Below are 26,899 nucleotides of genomic sequence, written 5' to 3'. Positions count from 1 at the left end.
AATAAAAAATTAAAATAATTTAATTCTCAAAATACTATCTAAGATGACAAAAAATTTTTTACTACTTCTTTTCATTGTTCCAACTTTATTATTATCTCAAACTGGAAAAGTTGGTGTTAATACTATTTCTCCTTCGGAATCCCTTCATGTAAACGGAACTTTAAGAATAGGAGATTTACCTATTAATGGTGCTATTAACGCTATTAATACTACCTCCGCAGGAACAAGCTCTGCTACACAAAACCAAACCTTTACGGGAATACGAACTGTATTAGCGGACGCTAACGGTGTATTGGGCTATTCAGACGGAATACCCCAGGTTATAAACCCTACTTCTGGTTCAACAATCAAAAAAATCATTTATTCCGCAACAGCGCCAGACTCCAATAAAACAGTAACTATAGGTGGTATGGTTTTTAGATTCTTTAATAATAGTGGCACATGGGGGCCGCAAATGTCGTTGACATCTGCTGTAGCCAAAACCATTTATGTGGGATTTAATCAACAATTTGGACCAAATGGATTTGAATATAAAAACTACACCCAAGTCTTCAACACTACAAACGCTACCACATTTAGGGATATAAGTTGGGAGTCGGCAAATAGTATTGTAAATTATGAATTGAACATAGCGCACATTGTAGATTCTACTGACGGGGTTTACTATAGAGTAACATTTTATATCTCTGGTGACTCAAGTCCAACTGCTAATAAGTCCTTTGTAATTGTTGCTGAACAATTTTAAAATAATATGATTTTTTCAAACCTTAACCGCAAAATAGAGTTGTGCCTGTTACAGTTTAATTTGCGGTTTTAGTATTTTGTTGAGGTTCTGCGGTTTCTTCTATGTCGAAATCAAAGATTTTTATTGATAAGTCATTAAAATCTTTACCAATATAGTTTAAAAATTCTTTTTCAGTTTTATGTCCTGTTACTGCCATAATTATTGGCGTTGGGATTTTGGCGTAATAATGAGTAGCAAAAGAACGTCTGCAAACATGGGAGGATATTATTTCATGTAATGGGTATTTACCATAATCAAAACGTTTTGTTTCGTCATTCCATTTTTTACCGTATTCTAAACGGTCTAAATTCGCCTGTTTTGTAATGGTGCGCAAATATCTATTGAAAAATGTTTTTGCACTCTCTAAATTATCTGAAAATCTCTGTGGAAAGTCTCCGTTTCTTTTTTCTAAAATCTTTATTACTTCTTTGTGTAAAGGAATTAAAACGGTAGTGTTAGTTTTTTTCTGAATAACTTTAATACAAAGTTTATTTTGGTGTGTGGTTAATTTATTTTTACTCATTTGTAGTAAATCTGATGCTCTTTGCCCTGTGTAAAAACCTATTATTAACCAATCTTTGGCGGTTTCTAAATTCTTATTTAAGAAAATAGTATTTTGTATCTGTTTTAGTTCTGTTTCTGTAATGTAAATTGTTGGCGTTTCTGTGGTATAACCTTTAATTTCGGATAGACTTTCGTTTGTTTCAATTCCTACGGTTTTTGCGTGTGAAATAATGGTTTTAGGGTATTTTATATAACGCCCGATTGTACCTTTCGCAATACCCTGATTTTCTAAATAGAGTTCAAATTTATTAGATAGGTTCACGTCATAATCTGAAACTTTTATTTTTTTGTTTTGGGATTTAATGAAGTCTTTTATTTTATTGATAATGGTAATCTGTTTTTTTATGGTGGATTCTGTTATCCTTTGCCCTCTGATTTTACGGAATGGTAAAACCTCTGTTTTGTAATATTCTAAATAGTTTTCTAAATAGTCTAATTGTTGGATTTTACGCCCTCCTGAATAAAACGCGGTAATTACCTCATCTAACCAAATACCGTTAATTATTTCGTCATCTTTGCGCGTTCTGTACTGTTCTAAAACATAACTTTCGAGCTCGGTAAGTCTTTGTTTTAGTTTCTGTAAATCATTTAGACTTTTTTGTGTTCCGCTCTGAATGTTTTTCGGTTCGCCTTTTTTGGTGTTCCAGTTTTCGGGATTTATTGTTTCGCGCGTTTTTCTTTGGTAGAATTTTCCGCGCCCGATAGAAAAGTAACAATAAATAGGTGCGTTTTCCTTTTTAGATAGTAATCTGAATTTTAAAGTTGCCATAATGTAAAGTTTGAACAATTCAAATTTACAACTTTGCAAACATCTTGCAAACATTTTGCAAACTTATTTTAAATTACTTTAAATCTATTTTATTTTTGAGATTTACATAAAACATTATAAAGTACTATTAATAAAGGGTTTTTAGTTTTTATTAATATTTTTGATGAGGTGGTTTAATTTAAATAAATTTAGTTGTTATACTCCCTCCAACTCCACATTATCCCTTATCAGTGATTACGGAGGTTCCTCTCGGAACCTCCTTCATCCTGAATCTTCATCCCAAGTTCACATCCCGAAACCCTTGTTGTTAGGATGTTTTAAATGATTTTCATTTTAGTCCACTCAAATTATATCTCTTTAATAGGGTCTAATTTGTAGTAAAGTTAAAAATGTAACGTTAAATACCGGAAAATCAATTGATTATACTTGTGTATGAACCAGAAATAGAGTAACTTTGTATCCACATATAAATTGATACAAATGAGGGTACTATATTCAAGGGTTTCAACCTTAGACCAAAACCCTGAGAGACAACTTCAAGACAAGAACTACGACTATATCTTCACAGATTATTGTAGTGGTTCTATACCTCTATTTGAAAGACCGAAGGGATCCCAGGTTAAGAAATTGATTGGCCTTGGATTACTCAAGGAACTTCATATCCACTCCATAGACAGACTTGGAAGGAATACCCTTGATGTTTTATCAGTTTGGGAAGAACTAACCTCCAATGGGATTATAATCGAGTGTAAGAACCCATTAATTAGGAACATAGATGAGAATGGTAAGGTGGACAAGTTCTCCGAACTATTAATGTCCATTCTCTCAACAATGAGTTCCTTTGAACGTGGGTTAATCCGTGAGAGACAAATGGAGGGAATTAGAATCAGAAAAGAGAAAGGATTGTATACAGGAAGAAGAGTTGGAACAGGTGATACCCCTGAAAGATTATTGAGTAAGGATAGGTCGAAGAGAATATTGGATTATCTTTCCAAAGGAACCTATTCTTACCACGAAATATCAAAAATTGTTGGGTGTTCCACAACAACTATTGTTAAGGTAAAGAAGATGTCTCAGATGGTCTCTAATTGAGTTCTAGAATCATCGGGATGAAGGGTCGACTGAAGTGGAACGAAGAGAAACGCAGGGAGACCCGTAAAAGAAGAAAATTATATCAGATTGGTTATGTGATGGTGGACAATATGTGACCACAGGGTTTTGAAAAAGTGAATTTGAGTTAGTAAAAATAAATGTAAGTCATTGATAAAGTTGAAGTTGTGATAAGTTGAGAGAAATGGAACGTTAGGTTCTTTACGACTCCACTAAAATCTGTAAATCAATGATTTGCAGATTTTTTTATGATTTTTAACATAAGTTACAAAAACACAAAAGAAAATTAATATTTTTATGCAACTAAATAATTAACCAAATGAAAAAACTATTTCTATTATCGCTACTCGCGTTATTTTTTGTCAGTTGTCAAGTTCAAGTTCCACTTTCTGCTGATTACTGGACTAAATCTTCTAAAGTTGGAGTTATGGTCAATGTAAATCCAGCGGCTAAATTTAGACAAGGCTCACAGGGCTTATTAGACCTTGCATTGACTTCTGGAGATAAATATCAGCCAGTTCTTGCAAACATAGACAAAACCATGAATCCTCAACAAGATTTAATTAATATGTACACAGAAATCCTAAAATCAAAAGGAAAAGAAGTGGTGCTAATTGATGAAAAATTCGATGCTAAAACAGCTCCTAAATTTGATAAATCAAATGCAGATAAGTCTAAAAAATATTCTAATTATGATTTTAGAGCACTAAAGTCTAAATATGGAGTAGACGAAGTTCTTTTCGTAAATGTAAACTACGGAATGATGATTTCTTACTACAGTATGATAGAAACTGGTAGAGCCGCTTATACTTACTTTGACACCAGATTGGTAAATCTTACGGATAATTCACTTTATCTAGCAAATGATAATGTTCAAATGACACCAGTTAAAGGAAAATGGGATTTGCCACCAGCATACGAAAATGTGATGAACAATATGAAGGCAACTTTAGATAAAGCCATGACTATTGAAAAAACAGTTGTAAAATAAAAAATTATTATATGATTAAAATCGCTGGGTAAAATATATTCAGCGATTTTTTATTTCTTAACTTTGATGAAATTACTGAAAAATGAAAACAAAAATCCTAGTTCTTTTCCTTGTCATTTTATCTCAAAGTTTTTTTTCTCAAAAAATTGACAAGAAATATTATCCTAAAGATTATGTAGAAATTACGCATCCGGAATGGAGCAAAAATGCTACCATTTATGAAGTAAACCTTCGTCAATATACTCCAGAAGGAACTTTCAAAGCCTTTGAAAAACATTTGCCTAGACTGAAAAGCATGGGTGTAGATATTATTTGGCTCATGCCGATTCATCCTATTGGTGAAAAAAACAAAAAAGGAGGTTTAGGAAGTTATTATTCTGTAAAAGATTTTCGTGGGGTAAATCCAGAATTTGGAACCATGCAAGATTTTAAAAATTTGGTAAAAAAAATCCATGAAATGGGAATGTACGTAATCATTGATTGGGTTGGTAATCATTCTGCTTGGGATAATTCTTTGGCAACCACCCATCCTCATTGGTACACCAAAAATAGAGACGGAAATTTCCAACCTACACCTTGGTATGATTGGGATGATGTTATCGATTTTGATTATGAAAATCCAGAATTTAGACAATACATGACAGAATCTCTTAAATTTTGGGTAAAAGAGGCTAATATTGATGGTTATAGAGCAGATGTAGCAGGTTTTATTCCTGTAGATTTTTGGGAAAATGCAAGAAAAGAATTAGACCAAATAAAGCCAGTTTTCATGTTGGCGGAGTGGGAAAGTAGAGATTTGTACAAAAAATCTTTTGACATGACTTACTCTTGGACGCTTTTTGATAAATTAAAAGATGCCACTACACAAAATAAAGGAATTGGCGGGTTGGTAGAATATTTAGCTCACGATGTAGGTTCGGTTCCTAGAAATGCTTACAGAATGGTTTTTACAGACAATCATGATATGAATTCTTGGAACGGAACGCCACAAAGAAATTTCGGAAAAGGTTTAGAATTGTCTATCGTTTTTTGTGGTGTGGTAAACGGAATGCCTCTCATGTATAGCGGACAAGAAGCTGGTTTAGACAGAAGTTTGAAATTTTTTGACAAAGACCCAATCGAATGGAAAGACCATCCTCATGCAGCCTTATTTACAACTTTATTTCATTTGAAACACAAAAATCAAGCGCTCTGGAACGGAAAATACGGTGGCGAAATGGTAAGAATTACCAATGATAAAATGGACAAAGTAATCTCGTTCCATCGTGAAAAAAATAATGACGCTGTTTTGCCTATTTTTAATTTCTCTAATGAAGAATTAACAGTGACGTTAGATTCTAAATATTTCCAAGGAAATTACACCGAACTTTTTAGTAAAGAAAAAATTCAAGTAAAAGAAAACTATATTGTTTCTTTGAAACCTTGGGATTACAAAGTTTTGGTGAAAGATTAAAATGAAAAATTTTAAAAATTCAATTTTATTATTATTTATACCTTTTCTATGTTTTGCTCATGGAGAAGAAGTACTTTATTTTTTATTGATAGAATTTATAATAATATTGATAATTTTTGTTGGAATATTGTTTTTAAATATCCATTGGAAAAGAAAATTGTTTCTAATTGCGCTGCTTTTCATCTCATATTTGTTTTCATTCTTTTTGGTAAATGGATTAGCATTTTTTAAAAATGAAATTTTGATAGTGAGCATACAGATGCTTTTTACAATTGCAATGGTTTTGTTTACATATTTCAAATTTTTAAAGAATAAAAAATAATTACTACATTTAAAATCCGATTCATTCAATCGGATTTTAAATGTATGCTGAAATCTATTCTCGTTAATTCGCCAGAAACGCAAAAAGAATTTTTAGAATTTCCAGCTCGTTTGTTTAGAAACGAGAAAAATTACATTCGCCCTTTAGATAAAGATATTGAAGAGGTTTTTAATCCCAACAAAAATAGATTTTTCAGAAATGGAACGTGCGAAAGATTTCTTTTTAAAAATGCAGAAAATCAAACAGTAGGGAAAGTTGCGGTTTTTATCAATCCAAAATATGAACAAAAGTTAAAAACTGGCGGAATTGGTTTTTTTGATAGTATCGATGACCAAGAAACAGCAAATTTCATCTTTGATTTTTGTAAAAATTGGTTGCGGGAACGCGGAATGGAAGCAATGGATGGTCCAATAAATTTCGGGGAGCGTGATAAGTTTTGGGGTTTGCTCATTGAAGGTTTTCATGAACCGTTGTACGGGATGAATTTTCATGCGCCGTATTATCAGAAATTGTTTGAAAATTATGGTTTTCAGATTTATTTTAATCAATTGTGTTACGGCAGGAAAGTCTACGATGAGGTTTCACAAGTTTTTATGAATGGGCATAGAATGAATGCCAAAAATCCAAATTTGAAAGCAGTTCATTGGAAAAAAAATCAATTGGAAAAATTTGCGCATGATTTTGCAGAAATTTACAACAAAGCTTGGGCAAATCATGGTGAAAGAAAGCAAATAGAAGCGAAAAAAGTGCTGAAAATGTTTCAAACCATGAAACCTATTTTAGACGAAAACATCTCTTGGTTCATTTATGAAAACGATAAACCCATTGCGATGTGGATTAACATTCCAGATTTGAATCAATGGTTTAAATACCTGAATGGAAAATTCGGTTGGATTGAAAAATTGAAGTTTTTAATGGCTAAATTTTTTATAAAAAATAAGAAAATGGTTGGCTTAGTTTTCGGAATTGTTCCAGAATGGCAAAGAAAAGGCATCGATGGATTTATGATTTGGGAAGGCACAAAACATTTCAGAAAGACCAGAAATTATACCGATTACGAAATGCAATGGATTGGAGATTTTAATCCAAGAATGATTAAAATTGCCGAAAATTTAGAAACGAAAGTCACGAGAAAACTCGCGACTTATCGTTATATTTTTGACCGAAATTTTCCGTTTGAAAGACATAAAATGCTTTAGTCTTTAAACACTTCAGAAGCAATTCTTTTTACCACTTCACTTTTTCCCATAGAATAATAATGAAGAACAGGAGCGCCGTTTTTCATTAAATCTTTGCTCTGCTGAATGCACCAGTTGATGCCAATTTCTTTTACTTCTTTGTTGTCTTTTGCTTTAGCAATGGCAATCACCAACTCGTTAGGCAAATCTACCTTAAAACGATGCGGAATCATACTTAGTTGAGACTTGGTAGTAATCGGTTTTAATCCTGGGATAATAGGAACGTTAATACCAGAAGTTCTGCATTTTTCTACAAAATCGTAATATTTTTGATTGTCGAAAAACATTTGCGTCACGATATAATCTGCGCCTGCTTCTACTTTTTTCTTGAGGTGGTAAATGTCCTGTTCCAGACTTGCTGCTTCCATGTGTTTTTCAGGATAACCAGCAACACCGATGTTAAAATCTGTACAAGCAGAATTTTCTAAACTTTCGTCTAGGTAAGTTCCGTGATTCATTTTCACGATTTGTTCTACCAAATCTTTGGCAAAAGCATGTCCGTTTTTCTCGGGTTTAAAATAGGTTTCCGTTTTCACCGCATCTCCTCTTAAAGCCACTACATTATGAATTCCCAAAAAATCGATGTCAATTAAGAAATTTTCGGTGTCTTCCTTAGAAAATCCACCGCACAAAATATGCGGAACTGCATCTACACCATATTTATTCTGAATGGCAGCACAAATTCCCACAGTTCCCGGTCTTTTTTTTACTACTCGTTTTTCCAGAAGTCCATCTTCACGCTCTACATATTCATATTCTTCACGATGGTACGTAACATCTATAAATGCAGGATTAAATTCCATCAATGGATCAATCGCATCAAATATTGACTGTATATTTTGACCTTTTAGAGGTGGCAAAATTTCAAAAGAAAAAAGTGTTTTTCCGTTTGCGTTTTGTATGTGTTCTGTAACTTTCATTTTCTCAATTCAAAGTTCAATATTTTAAATTTTAAGCTAAATTCGGGCTCAGCCATTTTCTCGCCAATTCTAAATCTATATTTTTTCTTTCTGCATAATCTTTTAGCTGGTCTTCTGTAATTTTTCCTACTCCGAAATATTTTGCTTTAGGATTGGCAAAATAATATCCAGAAACAGAAGCTGTAGGGAACATTGCCAAACTTTCTGTCAATTCTAATCCTATGTTTTCCTTCACTTTCAACACTTCCCAAATCGTGGTTTTTTCTAAATGGTCTGGACAAGCAGGGTAACCAGGAGCAGGACGAATTCCTACATATTTTTCAGAAATTAAATCTTCATTTTCTAGATGTTCATCACTAGAATAACCCCAAATTTCAGTTCTTACTTTTTTGTGTAAATATTCTGCAAAAGCTTCTGCTAATCGATCTGCCAATGCTTTTACCATAATCGCATTGTAATCATCATGCTCTGTTTCATATTTTTGTGCCAATTCATCGGTTCCAAAACCTGTAGTCACCGCAAAAGCACCAATGTAGTCTTGTTTCCCAGAATCTTTTGGAGCGATAAAATCACTCAAAGCCAAATATTCTTTGCCATCAGATTTTTTATGTTGTTGACGAAGCGTTCTAAATGTGAATATTTCCTCACCGTTTTTCAGTTCAATATCGTCTTGCTCATTAGAATTGGCAGGGAAAATTCCAAAAATTGCTTTTGCAGTTAATAATTTTTCCTCCACGATTTTCTTCAACATTTTTTGAGCATCTGCAAAAAGTTCCGCTGCGTGTTCTCCTACAATTTCGTCTTCTAAAATCTGAGGATACTTTCCAAACAAATCCCAACTTCTGAAAAACGGACTCCAATCGATGTAAGGAAGCAGTTCTTCTAAATTTTGATTTTCAATCAATTGAATACCTAAATTTTTAGGTTCAGAGATGGTCTCATTTTCCCAATCGATTTTGAATTTTTGATTTCTCGCTTCTTCTATCGAAATGTATTCTTTGTCAACCTGTCTGTTTAAAAATTTCTCACGAAAATCTGCATAATCTGCTTTTAGTTCAGAAATAAACGCTCCATTTCTACTGCTCAATAAAGAACTTACCACGCCAACTGCTCTAGAAGCATCATTTACATGAACCACAGCATTTTTATATTTTGGGTCTATTTTTACCGCAGTATGTGCCTTAGAAGTTGTAGCGCCACCAATCATCAATGGGAAATTGAGGTTTTGACGATCTAGTTCATTGGCAATATGTACCATTTCGTCTAAACTTGGCGTAATCAAACCGCTTAAACCAATAACGTCTACTTTTTCTTCAATGGCTGTTTGAATAATTTTTTCTGCAGGAACCATCACTCCTAAATCTATAATTTCGTAATTGTTACAGCCCAAAACCACACTCACAATATTTTTACCAATGTCGTGAACATCGCCTTTTACAGTAGCCATCAATACTTTTCCGTTGGCTTTTTGAGCTGAATCTTTCTCAGCTTCAATAAACGGTTGAAGATAAGCCACTGCTTTTTTCATAACTCTGGCAGACTTTACCACTTGAGGAAGAAACATTTTTCCACTTCCGAATAAATCTCCCACTACAGACATTCCCGTCATTAGATTTCCTTCGATAACATCCAAAGGTTTTGCTGAAATTTTTCGGGCTTCTTCTACATCTTCTTCAATAAAACGGTCAATTCCTTTTACCAAAGAATGAGTAATTCTGTCTTGCAAAGGCTGATTTCGCCATGCTAAATCTTCTACTTTTTCTTTTTTTACGGATTTATGTTTTTCAGAATAATCCAATAATCTTTCGGTAGCATCATCTCTTCTGTCTAGCATTACATCTTCTACCAGCTCCAACAAATCTTTAGGAATTTCGTCGTAAATTTCTAACATTGCAGGGTTTACGATTCCCATATTCATACCAGCTTTGATGGCGTGATAAAGGAAAACGGAATGCATCGCTTCTCTTACCGTATCATTTCCCCTAAATGAAAACGAAACGTTAGAAACACCACCAGAAACCGAAACGTAAGGTAGATTTTTGCGTACCCATTTTGTTGCATTGATGAAGTCCAAAGCATTTTTGCGATGCTCTTCCATTCCAGTTGCAACAGGGAAAATATTCAAATCGAAAATAATATCTTCGGCAGGGAATTTTACAATTTCCGTCAAAATTTGATAGCTTCTTTTGCAAATTTCTATTCTGCGTTCGTAATTATCAGCTTGCCCATTTTCGTCAAAAGCCATTACAACTACCGCAGCGCCATATCTTTTGATGGCTTTGGCTTGACGAATAAATTCTTCTTCGCCACCTTTTAAACTGATAGAATTGACTACACATTTCCCTTGAACTACTTGTAAACCAGCTTCTAAAATTTCCCATTTAGAAGAATCTATCATCATTGGAATTCTGGCAATGTCAGGTTCTGAGGCGATTAAATTCAAGAATTTAATCATGCAATATTTTCCGTCTAAAAGCCCATCATCAAAACAAATGTCTAAAATCTGTGCGCCTCCTTCTACTTGATGACGAGCAATATCTAGAGCTTCAGAAAATTTTTCTTCTTTAATCAATCTGAGAAATTTCTTAGAGCCTGCTACATTGGTTCTTTCTCCAATATTGATAAAATTGGATTCTGGAGTTATAATTAAAGGTTCTAGGCCCGAAAGTTTTAAATATTTCATATTTAACTAAAATAAAAATGTACCAATAAAACCATAGGTTTATACTGATACATTCATTTTTCTTGGTTGATAATTTTTAACAATTTTTGCGATTGCAGCAATGTGGTCAGGAGTTGTTCCGCAACAACCACCAACGATATTTACCAATCCTTTTTCTGCATATTCACGGATTTGTTCTGCCATAAATTCTGGTGACTCATCATATTGACCGAAAGCATTCGGTAAACCAGCATTTGGATAAGCAGAAATGAAAAATTCAGAATTATTAGAAATGGTTTCTAAATAAGGCGTCAATTGTTTCGCGCCTAGAGCACAATTAAATCCTACACTCAATAAATTAAGATGAGAGATAGAAATCAAAAATGCTTCTGCAGTTTGTCCGCTAAGCGTTCTTCCAGATGCATCTGTGATGGTGCCAGAAACCATAATTGGAATCTGAATTTTTCTTTCTTCTTGAATTTGGTCTATGGCAAAAAGTGCAGCTTTCGCATTTAAAGTATCAAAAATGGTTTCTACCAAAAGAATATCAGAACCGCCATCTAAAAGTGCTTCTGCTTGTTGTTTGTAAGCAATTCTTAACTCGTCAAAAGTAATTGCTCTGTAACCAGGATCATTTACATCTGGAGAAAGAGATGCTGTTTTATTAGTAGGGCCAATAGAACCAGCAACAAATCTAGGTTTATCTGGAGTTAAAGCTGTGAATTCATCACAAACTTTTCTCGCAATTTTTGCGGATTCATAATTCAGTTCATACACCAAATCTTCCATGTGGTAATCTGCCATTGCAATGGTAGTGGCAGAAAAGGTGTTGGTTTCTATGATGTCTGCACCAGCTTCTAAATATTTTCTGTGTACTGCTTCTATAGCATGAGGCTGAGTAAGAGAAAGTAAATCATTATTTCCCTTCAATGGAGATTCCCAATTTTTAAATCTCTCCCCACGATAATCTTCTTCCGTAAACTGATATCGCTGAAGCATAGTTCCCATAGCTCCGTCTAGAACAAGGATTCTTTGCTGTAAATTTTGATAAAGTATTTCGCTATTTTGCATTTCAATGTGATTAAAAAAAATGAAATGCTATCAAGAAAAGTTGAGGGAATCAACTGTTTTTATGTGTTATCTATCCCAAAAATGAGTAGAATGTAGCACCTTTTCTCGTTTCAGAAACGCGATAGGTTGCCAAGGTTTCACAGAGTCTAATCTCTCCACCTTTCTTGATAACATTTCGATTATATGAAAGAACAAATCTTTTGCAAAGCTATATCATTTTTTTCACAATAAGAAATTGTCATTGAAAAAATTAATCTAAATGAAATTTTATAGTTTTTATTTTTTTCTACCTTCGCATCATATTATTTTAAAAAATAATGGTTATGAATGCTGAAAAACAACGATTACTAGATATAAATTATAGAACTTGGGGACCATATGTAAGCAATAGACAGTGGGGAAACGTAAGAGAAGATTATTCCTTTGATGGAAATACTTGGGGAGCAACTGGTCATGATGACGCAGAAAGCAGAACTTACAGATGGGCAGAAGAAGGAATCGCGGGAATTTCTGATGACAAACAACGTTTGTGCTTCGCTTTTTCTTTTTGGAATAAAAAAGATAAAATGGTCAAAGAGCGTTTCTTTGGGTTGAGCAACCATCAAGGAAATCATGGTGAAGACATTAAAGAAATTTTCTATTATTTAGATAATACGCCTACTCATTCTTACATGAAAATGGTGTACAAATATCCGCAAAATGCCTTTCCTTACGAAGATTTAATCAAGACAAATGCAGAGCGAAGCAATAAGGAAACAGAATACGAAATTATAGATACGGGAGTTTTTGACCAAAATGAATATTTCGATATTTTTATAGAGTATGCCAAAATTCACCATGATGATATTTTAATCAGAGTTACCGTCACCAACCGAAATACAGAAAAAGCAACCTTGGTGATTTTGCCCACACTTTGGTACAGAAATAACTGGAGTTGGGGTTATGGTCAGTATAAACCTAATTTTACAACTCGCCATCGCGGACAGATAGAAATAAAACATGAGAGTTTAGGAATGAAAAAACTTTATTCTCGTGATAAATCAGTTAAAATTCTTTTCTGCGAAAATGAAACCAATACCGAAAAATTATTCGGAAAAAAATCTGAAAATAAATATTTTAAAGATGGAATTAATAATCATATTGTTCATCAGGAAGATACTGTAAATCCTAAAAAATTCGGAACGAAAGCTGCTTTTGTAATCGATATGGAATTAGAAGGTGGCGAAACCAAAACCTTTGATTTCAGAATGTCTCCTCATAAAATGGAGAATGCTTTTTTTGATTTTGATGAGGTTTTTGAATTAAGAAAAAAAGAATCAGATGAATTTTATTATGAAATTCAAAAAGATTTTACTTGTGAAGATGAAAAAAATGTTCAGCGCCAGGCTTTTGCAGGATTGCTTTGGAACAAACAATTTTATCATTATAAAGTTGGAAAATGGTTAAATGGAGACCCAAATTTCCCAGTGGAAAGAAATTTTGAGCATCATGTAAGAAACGTAGAATGGAAACATATGAATTGCAAAGACATTATTTCTATGCCAGATAAATGGGAATATCCTTGGTTTGCAACGTGGGACTTAGCCTTTCACTGCGTGAGTTTTAGCATTTTAGATCCAGATTTCGCCAAAAATCAATTGCAATTATTGACTAAAGAATGGTACATGCATCCTAACGGTCAGCTTCCAGCGTATGAATGGGATTTTTCAGATGTCAATCCGCCAGTTCACGCATGGAGCACCTTTAGAGTTTTTAAAATCGATGAAAAAATCAATGGAAAACCAGACATTCAATTTTTAGAAAGTGTTTTTCAGAAACTGTTGCTCAATTTTACTTGGTGGGTAAACCGAAAAGATAAAAACGGGAAAAATGTTTTCGGTGGAGGATTTTTAGGTCTTGATAACATTGGTGCTTTTGACCGAAATATGCAGTTTAAAAACGGAGAATATTTAGAACAAGCTGATGGAACTTCTTGGATGGCGATGTTTGCTCTGAATATGATGAGAATTTCTATGGAGTTGGCACTATATAATCCAGTTTATGAAGACATGGCGATTAAATTTTTTGAGCACTATCTCTACATTGCAGAAGCCATGGAAAATCTTGGTGAAGGAAAAAATGGACTTTGGAGCGAAGAAGACGGATTTTTTTATGACGTTTTGCAGCTTAACGACGGAACGGGAATTTCTTTAAAATTAAGAAGTATTGTAGGTCTCATTCCAATGTTTGCAGTAGAAGTGATAGAACACGAAATGCTTCAAAAACTGCCTAATTTTACCGAAAGAATGGATTGGATTCTGAAAAATAAACCTGAACTAGCCAAATTGGTTTCGCATTGGGATGTAGAAGGAAAAGGCAGGAAGCATCTTATGAGTATTTTGAGAAAAACGAGATTGACCAAAATTCTGAATAGAATGTTAGACGAAAAAGAATTTCTAAGTAAATTTGGAATTCGTTCGATGTCAAAAGTGTATGAAAAAAATCCGTTTCAGTTAGAAATTAATGGCATCAATCACGTTGTGCATTATATACCTGCGGAAAGTGATAGCCGTATGTTTGGCGGAAACAGTAACTGGAGAGGTCCGATTTGGTTCCCGATTAATTTTTTAATTGTAGAAAGTCTTCAGCGATTTCATTTTTACTATGACGAAAGTTTGAAAGTGGAGTTTCCTACGGGCAGCGGGAATTTCCAAAATCTAAATTATGTGGCAGATCATTTGAGTCAAAGATTGTGCAATATTTTCTTGCCAGACAAAAACGGAAATCGTGCTTTTAATGGGAACATTGATAAATTAAACCATGATGAACATTTCAAAAATTACATCATGTTCTACGAATATTTTCATGGAGATAATGGTCGTGGAGTAGGAGCTTCCCACCAAACTGGTTGGACTTCTACCGTTGCCAAATTATTGCATCCGAGATTGAAAAATTAAGTCTTTAAAATTTTAAGACCAATACTACAATTCAAGCAGTTTTTGTATGAGCATAAATGTTTATGATGATACAAAAACGCTTGGGTTTCTAATGCTGAACTAAATTTTACGTTCAGTTTTTTCCATGAAGAGATGATAGAATTTTTTTCTGGGTTCAGATTTTTGTAAAAGTCTAAAATTTGGTCTGTTTTTTCAGAGTTTATATTTTTAAAATATGTGTAAATAATAGGCAAAACTGCATTGATGAGAAGAATTTCTATGAAATCGTCAGACAATTTTTTCTCGATTTTTTCTTCTGAAGCTTTTTCGAACGTGTAATGATTTTCCCAAAATTCTGAAGTTTTTACTTTTTCAAAGAAGGATTTTATTTCTTCGGTGCTTTTTGCATGGATGATTTTAGAAAATAAATTTGGTTGAAGATGATACAGCATCGCCAACTGAGAAAGCCGAATCGTAGGAAAAGAAGGAGGCATTAACCGTAGAAATTTTAATGGAAAAGTTTGTTCTGAAATTTTAAATTTAGTTTTCAGGAATTCAAATTCTCTCTTCCATTTTTGATTTGTTTCGGTTTCTTTTTCTAATATATTTCCTTTCCCAAAAAGTAAACTTTCTAGCTGAAATTGATTTTGTGAAATTTTTTGAATGACTTTAAAATCAATATTTTGGGCGATTTGCTGGTAAATTTCCGCATTTACTTTTAATCCAAAACTATAGGCTAGTTTTTGAAATAAAACAGCTTCGTAATTATTTTTAGATTGAGACAAAAGAAGTTCAATTTCTATAGATTTTTCATCTAATTTTTTGAGTAAAGTCTCTTCTGAAAAAAGAAATGGAATTTTTTGAGCATCAAAAATTTTTTCACACAGAATAAACTGATATTGATTTTCTAAATTTTGATATTTTACAAGAATCTCCTCATTAATGTACTCTTTCAGTTCCAAAGTAGGGATTCCAGCTTCTTTGAGTTCTGTAATATCCGTATCATTAAAATAAACAACATGCAGAATTACTGATTGATAGTCTTTTTGGAGGTCATGACTGTGAAAATACCAATCCGAAGATTTCACATGGATTTCTATGTTTCCTGCTAAAACGATGTTTTTAGTTTTAATTTTTGCCAAAGAAAAATCTGGTCCAGAATTGGTGTTCAAGGTTCCAAAATCAAGAATTTCGATTGGGCTTCCATCGGTATCTTTGAAGTCAAATTTGGAAAATATCTTATACTTCCAAAGATATTGGAGTAAATTTTCGTTCATGGTTGGTTAGTTTTTTAGTTTTATTTCCCGCAGATTTACTTTTTGTAGAATCTGCGAGAATGATTGTTAAGCCATTTTATGAAATTCTTCTAGCGTTTCTTCATACATTTTTTCGTAAATCGGAAGAATATTGACCAAGTCAAATTCTAATGCTCTGGCTTTTGCGTTTTTCTTAATCTTTGACAGAAGTTTATCGTCTGAAAGCAATTTTATTGCATAACTTGCCATGGCTTCTACATTTCCTACTTCTGCTAAAAATCCGGTTTCTCCTTGAATGTTTACCTCTGGGATTCCACCTGCATTACTCGAAATTACTGGAGTTTCTGCGGCCATTGCTTCTAATGCTGCCAAACCGAAACTTTCCTGTTCAGAAGGCAATAAAAACACATCTGCAAACTTCAGAATTTGATATAAATTATCCACTTTACCCAGCAGTTTAATCTTATTGATGAGGTGTGGGTTTTCATTGATAAATTCATTGATTACTTCTACATCTGGGCCGTCTCCCAAAATCAATAATTTAGATTTTACTGATTTTTCAACTTTGTTGAAAATATCTAAAACGTCTTTAATTCTCTTAACAGGACGAAGATTAGAAACGTGAATCAGGATTTTTTCGTCTGGAGCGGCAAAATGATGTCTCTCGCAACAAGGCAAATTGTCAAACTCGGTATTATCAATAAAATTGGTAATCACTTCAATCTCTTTGGTAATTTGGAAAAATTTCAGAGTATCACTTTTCAAACTTTCAGAAACGGTGGTGATTTTATCAGAATGATTAATTGAAAACTCTACCGCATGTTTGTAACTTGGGTGTTGACCAACCAAAGTGATGTCTGTTCCGTGAAGCGTTGTAACTAGCGGAATATCAGCGTTTTCTTCTTTGAGCATTTGTTTCGCGAAAAATGCAGCATAAGCATAAGGAATGGCGTAATGTGCATGTAAAATATCTAATTTATACAATTTCACCACTTGATAAATGGTAGAAGAAAGTGCAATATCAAATGGTTGATGTTTGAACAAAGGATAAGTCTGTACATTTACTTTGTGGAAGAAAATGTTTGGGTCAGTCATGTCTAATCTTGCTGGTAATTCAGATGAAATGAAGTGTACTTCATAGCCTTTTTTCGCAAGAGACATTCCGAGTTCTGTAGCTACGATTCCGCTACCACCGTATGTTGGATAACAAAGGATTCCTATTTTCATTTGGAGTTTATTATTTTTTTATTTGACAAATGTAATCCTTCGGATTTCATATATTATTTATGTATATGCTTAGAAGCATATCAAATTTATTGTTTTATTTCTCAATTCCGCTTCCTGCTTTCAAATTTTCATTGACAATAACTGGTAACTTTCCAGAAATTTTTGTTTTTCCTAAAAGTGCTTTTGCAGCAGCTTTCAAAGACAAATCATTGTTTTCATAACTTACCAAAACCGTAGAAATTTTAGAAATATCTACATCTTTCAATGCGTAAGGCGAACCAAAAACATCTAAAATAACATTCTGTTTTTTGCTTAATTCCGCCAAAATATCTTTGCTTTCCTGTGAAATTTTATATGATTTGTAAGCCGTAGAATTGTCTTTGTGAAAACCAACAATCACCGTAGAATTTTCTGGAATTTGAGCAATTTCAGTTTTTGAAATCACTTTTACGGTAGTTCCTAAATTCAAATTTTCTACAAAAGTCTGAAACGGCGCTTCTTCCAAAGGAAGATAATAATAAGTTTCGCTGCAATTTAAAGGCAAAAGATTTTTTTCGTCTTTCAGTAAAGTTATTGCATTGGCGTACAATTTTTCAGAAAGTTCTGCGTGAGAAGCGTTGTTTAAATCTTCGTTAATGTTTTCAGGATTTAAAGATTTTAAATTTTGGAGTCCTAATAAATATTTGGTTTTCAGAATTTTCTTTACGCTTTCTGCGAGACGGTTTTCGGTGATTTCTCCTTTTTCTAAGGCTGATTTTATCAAAGATTTTCCGTTCGGAACGTCTTGTGAAAAAAGCATAATGTCATTTCCTGCTTTGAAGGCTTTTAAATCTAATTCACCCGCAGGAAATTTTTTCGCTACAGCATTCATATTCAGCGCATCAGTGATGATTAAACCATTGTATTGATATGATTTTTTGAGCAAGTTGGTAATGATGTCATAAGAAACAGAAGCGGGAATTCCAGACTGTTTTTCTATAGCTGGTACATATAAATGTGCCACCATCACTCCGCCAATTTTTTTATCTAACAAAGCTTTGAAAGGTGCTAACTCTATAGCATTTAATCTCTCTAAATTGTGTGAAACTACTGGTAAATCTAAGTGAGAATCGGTATCTGTATCGCCATGACCAGGGAAATGTTTCATAGAAGCGAGAACACCATTGTCTTGTAAACCTTGTGCATAAGCCAAACCTTTCGCAATCACATTATTAATGTCTGACCCGAAACTTCTGTTGCCAATAATAGGATTTGCTGGGTTGGTATTCACATCAACCACTGGCGCGAAATCCCAATAAATACCCATTCTTTTACAGTCCTCGGCTATTTTAGAAGTCATTTCATAAATGAGAGAGTTGTTTTGAATAGCTCCTAAAGTCATGGCCCAAGGAAATTTATGTGCAGTAGGAAATCTTTGGAACAGTCCCCATTCTCCATCAATGCCAATCATCATTTTTACTCTAGATTTCCCTTGAAATTCATTCAGTAATTGGATGTGTTTTTCAGCGTTGTCTTGCATGAGAATCAATCCACCGATTTTTTCTTTTTCTACCAAATTTCTAATTTTCTGAATTTCTTCTTCTCCACGATTATTGTACAAAGCTACAATGTATAATTGCCCGATTTTTTCGTCTAAAGACAATTGTTGATACAGAGAATCAGCATGTTTTTCGGCCTTTTGCTCTAAATTTTTTGGAGCGTTTTTGGGAAAATATTGTGCCGAAAGATTGGCGAAAATTAAAATGAATAAATAAGTGAATATATTTTTGATGAATTTCATAAAAGCAATGTTATTCAACAAAAATACAAACATATTTTTGTGATTGCTATAGAAATAATATATTTCTAAAATTTTAAATCTTTAAAAGTTAAGAATATGCTCAGAATTAGCCTTTTTTGAACCAATTATCTGTGATTTCTTTTCAGGAATTCTACCATTTGGTGAATAGAATTTTGTGGAAATTCGTGTCCTGCATTTCGGTCTTCTATGATGATTTCTTTATTTTCAGAAGTTTGATAAGCCGTTATTTCGTCTTCTGTTTGAGCAGTGCTTTCATGGGCTTCAAAGAATTTTAGATATTGCTTGGCAAAGAATTTTTGAACCTTATAAGGAACAATTTTATCATTTTTTCCGAAACTGATCCAAACAGATTTTTGTGGTGCAGATTTTAACCAGTTTCCTCCAGGACCTGCAACGGTAACGAAAGCGGCAAATATTTCTGGTCGCATTTTCCATAAAACATTTACAAACCTAGAACCATTAGAATGTCCTACTGCATAAATTCTATCTAAATCAATGTTGTAATTTTTAGAAATTTGAGAAAAAACTTCATCAAAAAACTCTACGTCTCGGTTTTCTAATTCATCAGGATTCATTTGCCAGCCATTGTATTTTCCTTCTTTGTCTACAATAGAATTGGTAACTCCGGGAATTCCTTGCATATAAATGACTAACGCTTCGGGGAAATTTTGATGAAAATTAAGATTCCTACTGGCGTGTTTCGCATTTCCGCCATGTCCATGAAAAACAAATACTACTGGATTTTTTTCTGTTTTTATTTTTGGCTCAAAAAAAATTGCTTTTCTTTCTACGCCATTAATTCGATAAAATTTTTCAGTTTGGGCGAATAGTTTTATGTTGAAAATCAATAAGAAAGCAATGATTGTGTTTTTCATTTTAAATCCTTTAAATCTTTGATAAAAATTAAACCAAAAAGTTAAAAATATATTTTGGCACGCAACTTGGAATGTAAAAACTAATAACAAATAAAAAATTATTGATATGAAAAAATATTTTACTTTAATGGTTCTTGCAATTTTTGGAGGATTATTGATGATGAGCTGCGAAATAAATGAAGTGGTAGACAGAGATATTGAAGATAATGACACTTATCCTATGATGAAGGATGTAACTGGGACTTTTAGTTCTGCTAATAATTATGCTTTAGACCAAGCCATAAGTATTCCTTCTTCGGATGTAGTTTTAGTGTATAGAAATATCAATTCTAACAGCTCAGCAAGTGCAATTTGGCAACTTTTACCTAAAACTTTTTACTTAAGTGATAACAGAGAATTAGATTACAACTTTATTTTTGATACGCAAAGAGTGCAAGTAAGAACAGAAGCTAATTTTGATCAATCTACAATGACAAGTACAGAAAAAGCTACTTATCTTAACAATCAAACTTTTAGAATTGTGCTGGTTCCTGCGTCTAGAGCAAACAGAACTTCTTCTCAAGTAGATTATGAAGATTATAATGCAGTAGTGAAATATTTTAATTTAAAAGAACCAAAATAATCACTAAATCATTCAAAACCATCCATATATTAATTTTTCACAAAAAAGAAATCCTAGCAAAATGAGTTGCTGGGATTTTTTGTTAGGTAATAAAAATCAGATTTATTTCCCACAAAAAGTTCTTACCTTTGTTGTCCTTTTAAAATTAAAATTATGAGTGTTCACATCAGTGCCAAAAAAGGCGAAATTGCAAAAACTGTATTACAGCCAGGAGATCCTTTAAGAGCTAAATACATAGCAGATAATTTTCTAGAAGATGTAAGATTAGTAAGCAAGACCAGAAATATTTTTTATTTTACAGGTTTATATAAAGGTAAGGAAATTTCTGTAGGAGCAAGTGGAATGGGAGTGCCAAGTATTGGGATTTATTCTTATGAATTGTTTACAGAATATGATGTAGATACCATTATCAGAATTGGTACTTGTGGAGGATATACCACAGATCTTAATGTTTTTGATCTGATTAATGTAGATGGAGCAGCTAGTGAGTCTACTTATGCTAAATTTGCTTGGGAAATGGAAGAAGAAATCATTTATCACCAAGGAAAAGCTTTTGATGTCATTAATGAAACCGCTGAAGAATTGGCACTTGAAACCAAGGCAGCTAATATTCACACCAGTGATGTTTTCTATAGAAAAGCACCAGGAGTTCCTGAAATTGCACAGAAGTATAATTGTCCAGCAGTAGAAATGGAAGCTTTCGCACTTTTTGCTAATGCTAAACATTTAGGAAAAAATGCAGCAACAATTTTGACGGTTTCTGATATTATTCCAACAGGTGAAGAAATTTCTGCAGACCAAAGAGAAACTGCTCTCAGAACCATGATGACTCTAGCTCTGGAAAGTGGAATTAAACTTTAAAAAATTCTCTAATAGATACTAAAAAACGCTTCGGAATTAACCGAAGCGTTTTTTTATTTTTCTGTTTCGTCATCTAGAAGATGCCCGAAATATTCTTTCTTAGTTTTTAGATATTCTTTACTATTTTCATTGGCTTCCATCTGAAGTGGAATTCTTTTGTTGAGATGAATTTCACTGTTTTCTACAAATTTTATTTTATCAGGATTATTCGTCAAAAGATTAATTTCTTTTACGTCTAATAATTTTAAAATTTCAATCGCTACATTAAAATCTCTATCATCTGCAGGAAGTCCTAATTGAAGATTCGCTTGAACTGTATCTAATCCTTTTTCTTGTAATGCGTAAGCTTTGAGCTTATTAATAATGCCAATGTTTCTACCTTCTTGACGAAGATAAACGATGATACCTCCGTTTTCTTGAATAAATTTCATGGCTGCATCTAATTGCTGACCGCATTCACATTTTTTAGAATGAAAAACTTCTCCAGTAATACATTCTGAATGAAAACGAACATTTATAGGTTTAGCAAAATCTGTGTTTTCTGCAACCAATGCAATATGAGGCATCCAGTCTTTTTCACTATCAGAAAAAGCCATCACTCTAAAGTTTCCATAATCGGTAGGAACTAATGATTCTGCCTGTAATGTTATCATCTAATTTTTAGTGTAAAGGTAAGATTTACTTAGATTCTTTACCATCGAAAGAATCTATAAGACTAATATTTGTTTTAATTTTAGCCAAATATCTATTCATTAATTCTAAGTCGTCTTTCTGAAGGCTTGTTTTTAAGGTCTGAATAGTTTTATAAGAATTGGTATAGTTGTTATAAGCCTTTGTTTTTTCCTCTTTATTATTTTGTTTGATTGCGTATATATAGTCTGAAATATGCAATTTCATTTTATAAACTTCCGCATTTAGTTTTTGATTTTTAAAAACAGGAAATTCAGAAAGCGTATTGGTAATTTCAGAGAGGTAATTCACTCTTTCCATAGATTTATACGTTTCTTCTGAAAAACTACTTGATGTAGAATAATTCGAAAAACTATTAGACAAAGGAGATAAATTTACTTTTTCTACCGAGCACGAAGTCAATAGAAGCAAGGCGAAAAGTAAATTTATTATATTTCTCATTTTATGAATTAGATTTTTGATAAAGGATAGGGTTAAGACTTTCGTCATTATACATCTTCATTTGTTTGTATACCTTCATCTTAACATCACCGTTTTCTATATCCAAAAGTAATTGATCAATCGCTTGGCTTAAATCTTTTTTCTGTTCTAGAAGTACATTGAGCTTTTCTGTACATTTTGCTCTATGTTCTTCTGAGGCAGATTCTCTAGTAGCTTCTTGGTTCATGTGGTACACTTTCAAAACAAGAATTGAAAATCTATCAATTGCCCAAGCTACAGTTTCTGTGTTGATTTTAGCATCAGATTTAGGAGTTATATTTTGATATTTTTGGAAAAAATAACTGTCAATATATTCCACTAAATCAGTTCTTTTTTGGTTAGAAGCATCAATTGTTCTTTTCAATTGTAGTGCTTCTACCGGATCAATATTTTCGTCTCTAATGATATCTTCTAAATGCCATTGAACGGTATCTATCCAATTCTTAGTATACAAAAGATGTTCCAAACTTCCATTTTCGAATGGATTATTGATAGGGAAGTCTACATTATCATGTAAATGATAATCTTCAACAGATTTGTTGAAGATATTCCAAGCGTGTTCGGTAAAAGACATTTTAAGAAGGATTTTGAGATTTATCTTCTGGCTTTTTTTCGTCTTCTTTTACAGCGTCTTTAAATTCTTTAATTCCGCTACCAACCCCTCTCATTAATTCAGGAATCTTTTTACCTCCGAAAAGTAATAAAAGTACTACAGCAACAATTAGCATATGCTGCCAAGAAAGTGATAGTATAATAATTGGTGAAATCATTTTGAAAATTTTTTACAAATGTAAGGATTTTTTAATACGAAACCCAATCTAATGGATTAACTGGATTGGCTCCATTCCAAATTTGAAAATCAAGGGCGAAATTCCCATCAAAATCGGTTCCGATGCTTCCAATTGTGGTTCCTGCAGAGACTTGTTGGTTTTTGGCAACATTTACATTTTCTAAGTTTCCATAGATGCTGAAATAATCTCCATGCTTAACCAATACTGTTTTTGCGCCACCACTTACCAAAATGTTGCTCACAACACCTGGGAATACACATCTGGCTTTACTTCCATTTGGAACTACAACCTTTATCCCGTTATTTTCAATAGTAATTCCTTTGAAAACTGGGTGTGGTTGTCTGCCAAATCTTTCGGTAACCTGTCCAGAAGGAACAGGGAAAGACATTTTTCCTTTATTCGCTGCGAAGTTACTTCCTGCGGTAATTGCTCCCACACCGAAGTCTTTCATTTTTTTCTCTTCTACAGCTGCTTTTTCTTTATCTGTTTTATCTGCCAATGCTTGAGATGCATTTCTCGCTTCATCTGCTTTTGCTTTAGCTGCATTTGCTTTTTCTTCAGATTCTTTTTTCTCTTTTTCTGCTATTGCTATTTTTTTAGCATCATTTTTTTCTTTAGCAATTCTTTCTGCTTCTGCTTTTTCACGTGCTATTTTAGCCGCCTTTCTTTCTTCTTCTTCTGCTTTTTTCTTTTCAGTAGCTAATCTTTCTGTTTCTGCTTTTTTTGCAGCATCTATTTTTGCTTTTTCTTTTTCAGCGGCAATTTTTGCCAATCTTATTCTTTCTGCTTCTGCTTTTTTATCTGCTTCTGCTTTAGCTTTAGCTGCTTTTATTTCTTCATTGATGAGATTTCTGATGGCATTTTCTACCTTTTTATTTTCGGCTTGCTTTGTTTTAAGTTCAGCAACCAGCTTTGCTTCATTTTTCTTAAACTCTTCTAGAAGTACTTCTTTTTGTTTTCTTTCTACCTGAATTACAGCGAGTTCTTGTTTTTGTTTATTAAGAAGGTTTTCTTTTTCTTTTACAGATTTTTGCTTTAAGCCGATGGATTTTTTGATTTGAGCTGCTTTTTGATTAATCTCAGCTGCTTTTTTATCTTGATATTCTCCGTATTGCTTGATGTATTGTACTCTTCTTAGTGCTTCGCCTAAATCTCTGGAAGAAAGAATGAAGGTTACTTTGTTTTGAACACCTTTGTTCTTGTATGCTTTTACTAGAATATCAGCATATTCTTTACGAAGAACTTTTAGTTCACGGTTAAATTTATTGATTTCTAACTGACGGAGGTAGATGTCATCTTCTATGAATCTTTTCTCTTTCTGAGTGTTATTATAAACTCTTTCTCGGAGTGCAATTTTTTTATTGACATCATTAAGGTAAGCAAGAGATAGTTTTGCTTCTCCTCTGGCTTTTGCAAGAGTAGCATTAATGGTAGCAATTTGTCTTTTTAGCTCTGAATTTTGTTTTTGCAGTTGTTCTTTTCTTCCTTGTTGAGAAAAGAAAATGCTAAAGGCTAGTAATCCTAATAATAAACTCAGTTTCTTATGCATCATTTAATTTCTGTCTTTGTATAATTAGTAGGAATGGAAAAAGGAGTTTCCATCTTCAAAAATTCAAATTTCGTATTTTCTATTAAAATTTGGTCTGTTTTCTGTGCTTTTATAATTATTTTAACACTTTTTGGGAGTTTTTGTGAGCCTAAAGTTTCATAATCATTATAGCTAACTTCTAGGCTATTGTTGTTTTTAATATCTTGTAAAAATACCTTTTTCAAAGCCAATTCAGGAGAATATTCTAATGAAGTTTTGTACTCACTGGTTTTGCCATTTACCGTGATGATTTGGTTTTTAGCAGAATTAAGCAAATAACCGTTTTCATTTTGTAAGAAAGTATAATCTTTTTCATTGACTGGAATAAAGGTTTTACCGAGAAGTAAATTTTGTAAAGCACTGTAATCTATGAAATTAACTTTCAAAAGATTATTGATGTAGTCAAAATTAGAGTCTATATACGTCTTATTTATTTTTTCGTAGGCTTTGATTCCTGTAGGAGTAATATTGGCTCTTGCTTGAGACATAAAAAGGAATGAGAAATTTGCCCAAATTTTTTGGTCATTTTCTATGTAAAATGTTCCATCAATGGTTGGAATAAATTTGTCTGTCTCCGCATTTACTTTACTGGTAATTTTTAAACTTTCAAAAGCATCTTTTTTAGTAATTGTTTCAAAAAAAGCTTTATTAGAACTTACATTTTCTGCAGGAGCTGGAGTTGGTTCTACGGTTTTTCTAGCTTTACAAGATAATAAAGCTAATGATGAAATAAGGATAAGTATATAATTTTTCATATTTTATGATTGTAAATGTTACTTGTGGAAGAACATTACAATTTTAACGCCAAACCACACAAAATGTTTTGTGTGGTTTGGTTATTTATTTGATTTATAGTAGATTAATCATTTACTTTTGATAAGAAATCTAGCACCGAATAATCTCCTAAGGAAATTTCTCTAGAAACGCCAAAATACTGTGCGTTACTACCAATCATAGAGTTGCTTAAATTACCATGATTAATCACTGTTTTTTCTTGTATCAAAGAATTTTCGATATTAGAATTCTCTACGCAAGTTCCGTTTCCTAAAGAAACATAAGGCCCGATTTTAGAATTTTTAATTTTTACATTTTCCCCGATAAAACATGGAGGAATAATAAGACTGTTTTCTATTTCTGCTGATGCTGGGGAATTTGCAAATTCTTCTTTTTCGTATTGAAGGATTTTACCATTGGTTTCTACGGTTGCATTTTTATTGCCGCAATCCATCCAATCATCTACTTTTCCTAGAGAGAATTTAGCTCCTTTTTGACGAAGATTTTCTAGAGCGGTAGTCAATTGATATTCACCACCTACTTTTATATCATTACTCATGATATAATTAATTTCTTCCATCAGTTTTTCTGCAGATTTGAAATAATAAATTCCAATAATGGCTAAATCTGAAACGAAAGTTTGTGGTTTTTCTACAAAATCAGTGATGAAACCATAATCGTCTAATTTCACAACACCAAAAGCAGAAGGATCGGCTACTTTTTTTACCCAAATCACTCCATCAGAATTGGTGTCTAATTTAAAATCAGCACGGAAAAGGGTATCAGCAAATGCTACTACCACGTCTCCTTGCATTGATTGTTCTGCACATTTTATAGCGTGAGCTGTTCCTAGAGGTTCGTCTTGCGTATAAACGCTTCCTTTTGCTCCTAGTTTTTCTGCAATTTCTATTAAAGATTGTTCAACTTCTGGCCCGAAATCTCCTATGATAAATGCTATTTCATCTATTTTTTCGCCAGCTACTTTTGCTATATCTTCTACTAATCTTTGTACAATTGGTTTTCCTGCAATAGGAATTAATGGTTTAGGAACTGTAAGGGTGTGTGGTCTTAATCTAGAGCCACGTCCTGCCATTGGAACTATAATTTTCATAGTTTATATGGTTTTAATGTATTA

23 protein-coding genes and 1 riboswitch are annotated in these 26,899 nt (G+C 32.9%); of the genes, 8 read left to right on the top strand and 15 right to left on the bottom strand.

The window, feature by feature from the left end; genetic code table 11:
- Positions 1–43: 43 nt before the first annotated feature.
- On the top strand, positions 44–745 hold the full coding sequence (locus tag N7277_RS01510) for a hypothetical protein (protein ID WP_274780020.1): 702 nt from the start codon (positions 44–46) through the stop codon (positions 743–745).
- Positions 746–800: 55 nt separating this feature from the next.
- Here the strand turns inward: N7277_RS01510 and N7277_RS01505 are convergent, their stop codons facing one another.
- Complete coding sequence (locus N7277_RS01505) at positions 801–2,117, bottom strand: tyrosine-type recombinase/integrase (RefSeq protein WP_274780019.1); 1,317 nt, start codon at positions 2,115–2,117, stop codon at positions 801–803.
- A 480-nt stretch (positions 2,118–2,597) separates the two neighbouring features.
- Here N7277_RS01505 and N7277_RS01500 point away from each other — a divergent pair, with 480 nt between their 5' ends.
- The 4 genes from N7277_RS01500 to N7277_RS01485 all read left to right on the top strand — a co-directional run bounded on the left by N7277_RS01500 (position 2,598) and on the right by N7277_RS01485 (position 7,192).
- A complete protein-coding gene (locus tag N7277_RS01500; RefSeq protein WP_274780018.1) occupies positions 2,598–3,209 on the top strand; it encodes a recombinase family protein in 612 nt (203 codons plus the stop codon).
- A 337-nt stretch (positions 3,210–3,546) separates the two neighbouring features.
- Entirely contained in the window at positions 3,547–4,218 is a 672-nt protein-coding gene (locus N7277_RS01495; RefSeq protein WP_274780017.1) for a hypothetical protein, read from the top strand.
- Between the two features lie 82 nt (positions 4,219–4,300).
- Complete coding sequence (locus N7277_RS01490; RefSeq protein ID WP_274780016.1) at positions 4,301–5,671, top strand: alpha-amylase family glycosyl hydrolase; 1,371 nt, start codon at positions 4,301–4,303, stop codon at positions 5,669–5,671.
- 366 nt (positions 5,672–6,037) lie between these two features.
- Positions 6,038–7,192 (top strand): hypothetical protein, encoded by a 1,155-nt coding sequence (locus tag N7277_RS01485; protein WP_274780015.1) that lies wholly within the window; start codon positions 6,038–6,040, stop codon positions 7,190–7,192.
- Here N7277_RS01485 and metF read toward each other — a convergent pair.
- Genes metF through N7277_RS01470 form a run of 3 tightly spaced genes read right to left on the bottom strand, consistent with a single transcriptional unit; the run spans position 7,189 to position 11,884 of the window.
- Positions 7,189–8,151 (bottom strand): methylenetetrahydrofolate reductase [NAD(P)H], encoded by a 963-nt coding sequence (gene metF / locus N7277_RS01480; protein WP_274780014.1) that lies wholly within the window; start codon positions 8,149–8,151, stop codon positions 7,189–7,191. The genes N7277_RS01485 and metF overlap by 4 nt on opposite strands.
- A 31-nt stretch (positions 8,152–8,182) precedes the next feature.
- The gene (gene metH, locus N7277_RS01475; RefSeq protein WP_274780013.1) at positions 8,183–10,834 is read right to left on the bottom strand and encodes a methionine synthase; all 2,652 of its coding nucleotides are present in this window, start codon (positions 10,832–10,834) and stop codon (positions 8,183–8,185) included.
- Between the two features lie 39 nt (positions 10,835–10,873).
- Positions 10,874–11,884, bottom strand: coding sequence for a homocysteine S-methyltransferase family protein (locus N7277_RS01470; protein WP_274780012.1), 1,011 nt, complete (start codon positions 11,882–11,884; stop codon positions 10,874–10,876).
- A 63-nt stretch (positions 11,885–11,947) separates the two neighbouring features.
- A riboswitch (SAM riboswitch) is annotated at positions 11,948–12,058 on the bottom strand.
- A gap of 149 nt (positions 12,059–12,207) precedes the next feature.
- On the opposite strand from N7277_RS01470, the gene N7277_RS01465 reads away from it, so the two are divergent.
- A complete protein-coding gene (locus N7277_RS01465; protein ID WP_274780011.1) occupies positions 12,208–14,820 on the top strand; it encodes an MGH1-like glycoside hydrolase domain-containing protein in 2,613 nt (870 codons plus the stop codon).
- Here N7277_RS01465 and N7277_RS01460 read toward each other — a convergent pair.
- The 4 genes from N7277_RS01460 to N7277_RS01445 form a co-directional block, all read right to left on the bottom strand.
- Entirely contained in the window at positions 14,817–16,076 is a 1,260-nt protein-coding gene (locus N7277_RS01460; protein WP_274780010.1) for a DUF2851 family protein, read from the bottom strand. The genes N7277_RS01465 and N7277_RS01460 overlap by 4 nt on opposite strands.
- Positions 16,077–16,142: 66 nt before the next feature.
- A complete protein-coding gene (bshA, locus tag N7277_RS01455; RefSeq protein WP_274780009.1) occupies positions 16,143–17,282 on the bottom strand; it encodes an N-acetyl-alpha-D-glucosaminyl L-malate synthase BshA in 1,140 nt (379 codons plus the stop codon).
- A 94-nt stretch (positions 17,283–17,376) separates the two neighbouring features.
- Positions 17,377–19,062 (bottom strand): glycoside hydrolase family 3 protein, encoded by a 1,686-nt coding sequence (locus tag N7277_RS01450; protein WP_274780008.1) that lies wholly within the window; start codon positions 19,060–19,062, stop codon positions 17,377–17,379.
- Positions 19,063–19,187: 125 nt separating this feature from the next.
- A complete protein-coding gene (locus N7277_RS01445) occupies positions 19,188–19,958 on the bottom strand; it encodes an alpha/beta hydrolase family esterase (RefSeq protein WP_274780007.1) in 771 nt (256 codons plus the stop codon).
- A 106-nt stretch (positions 19,959–20,064) separates the two neighbouring features.
- Between N7277_RS01445 and N7277_RS01440 the strand changes: the two genes are divergently transcribed.
- Positions 20,065–20,580, top strand: coding sequence for a hypothetical protein (locus N7277_RS01440; RefSeq protein WP_274780006.1), 516 nt, complete (start codon positions 20,065–20,067; stop codon positions 20,578–20,580).
- A 153-nt stretch (positions 20,581–20,733) separates the two neighbouring features.
- A complete protein-coding gene (deoD, locus tag N7277_RS01435) occupies positions 20,734–21,441 on the top strand; it encodes a purine-nucleoside phosphorylase (protein ID WP_274780005.1) in 708 nt (235 codons plus the stop codon).
- 53 nt (positions 21,442–21,494) lie between these two features.
- Here the strand turns inward: deoD and ribA are convergent, their stop codons facing one another.
- From ribA to N7277_RS01400, 7 genes are all read right to left on the bottom strand, one after another.
- Positions 21,495–22,094, bottom strand: coding sequence for a GTP cyclohydrolase II (gene ribA, locus N7277_RS01430; RefSeq protein WP_274780004.1), 600 nt, complete (start codon positions 22,092–22,094; stop codon positions 21,495–21,497).
- 25 nt (positions 22,095–22,119) lie between these two features.
- The gene (locus N7277_RS01425) at positions 22,120–22,572 is read right to left on the bottom strand and encodes a hypothetical protein (protein ID WP_274780003.1); all 453 of its coding nucleotides are present in this window, start codon (positions 22,570–22,572) and stop codon (positions 22,120–22,122) included.
- A 1-nt stretch (position 22,573) separates the two neighbouring features.
- The gene (locus N7277_RS01420) at positions 22,574–23,185 is read right to left on the bottom strand and encodes a DUF4254 domain-containing protein (RefSeq protein ID WP_274780002.1); all 612 of its coding nucleotides are present in this window, start codon (positions 23,183–23,185) and stop codon (positions 22,574–22,576) included.
- Position 23,186: 1 nt separating this feature from the next.
- Entirely contained in the window at positions 23,187–23,381 is a 195-nt protein-coding gene (locus N7277_RS01415) for a twin-arginine translocase TatA/TatE family subunit (protein WP_104794158.1), read from the bottom strand.
- 31 nt (positions 23,382–23,412) lie between these two features.
- Positions 23,413–24,954, bottom strand: coding sequence for a murein hydrolase activator EnvC family protein (locus N7277_RS01410; protein WP_274780001.1), 1,542 nt, complete (start codon positions 24,952–24,954; stop codon positions 23,413–23,415).
- Positions 24,951–25,745: a DUF4292 domain-containing protein gene (locus tag N7277_RS01405; protein WP_274780000.1), complete on the bottom strand. Its 795-nt coding sequence runs from the start codon at positions 25,743–25,745 to the stop codon at positions 24,951–24,953. The genes N7277_RS01410 and N7277_RS01405 overlap by 4 nt, the downstream gene beginning before the upstream one ends.
- A 104-nt stretch (positions 25,746–25,849) precedes the next feature.
- Complete coding sequence (locus N7277_RS01400; protein ID WP_274779999.1) at positions 25,850–26,875, bottom strand: sugar phosphate nucleotidyltransferase; 1,026 nt, start codon at positions 26,873–26,875, stop codon at positions 25,850–25,852.
- Positions 26,876–26,899: the final 24 nt, after the last annotated feature.

This window comes from Cloacibacterium sp. TD35 (assembly GCF_028864635.1).
Lineage (GTDB): Bacteria > Bacteroidota > Bacteroidia > Flavobacteriales > Weeksellaceae > Cloacibacterium.
Note: the sequence above shows the minus strand (reverse complement) of the source record. Positions and strands in the feature narration are given on the sequence as shown.